Annotated in this window: 1 pseudogene; it reads left to right on the top strand. The window is 44.0% G+C overall.

Features of this window, described 5'->3' with window-relative positions:
- Positions 1-234: pseudogene (locus ACR9ZK_RS23585) on the top strand (3-oxoacyl-ACP synthase); the annotation flags it as partial.

Here is a 234-nt window from a genome sequence, read left to right as displayed (position 1 = left end):
ATGTTCTTTTCGGATGTCCGGGATGGATAGAAGGAGTAATACAGGCAAATGCATTTATCCGGTCAGGAATTGCAAAAAGATGTCTGGTTATTGGTGCTGAAACTCTTTCGAGGGTAGTAGACATTCATGACAGAGACAGCATGATTTATGCAGACGGGGCCGGCGCAGTGATTCTGGGAGCCAATGATTCTGATGATTCGGGGATAAAATCTCATTTGTCAGCATCTTATACGT

The organism is Monashia sp. HAY1-5C, from assembly GCF_056755255.1.
This window is presented reverse-complemented; position numbering and strand designations above follow the sequence as displayed.